The organism is Arthrobacter sp. Y3221157, from assembly GCF_059089865.1.
Genome location: NZ_JBNHFD010000257.1, coordinates 1 through 262, shown reverse-complemented (window position 1 = coordinate 262; position 262 = coordinate 1). Strand labels below are relative to the sequence as shown.

1 pseudogene is annotated in these 262 nt (G+C 76.3%); it reads left to right on the top strand.

What is annotated here, in order from left to right:
* Nucleotides 1-177 (top strand): annotated as a pseudogene (locus AC5RTT_RS20905) (phosphoribosyl transferase); the annotation flags it as partial.
* Between the last annotated feature and the right edge of the window lie 85 nt (nucleotides 178-262).

The window sequence follows — 262 nt, the reverse complement described above, 5'->3', positions numbered from 1 at the left end:
GCCACCGTGGTGGCCGCCGCCCCGGTGGCGTCCATCGACGCCGAGGCCTCCGTGGAGCGCGTCTGCGACGCCGTGCTCTGCCTGCACGTGCCGGGCAAGTTCCGTGCGGTGGGCAGCTTCTACCGGCATTTCGAACAACTGACCGACGACGCCGCCATCAGCTTCCTCGGGCAGTAGCACTTCCAGCCACGCACGGCGGCGGGGGCCCCCCCCCCAGGGGCGGGGCCCCCCCCGCCCCCCCCGGGGGTGAGGGGGGGGGGGC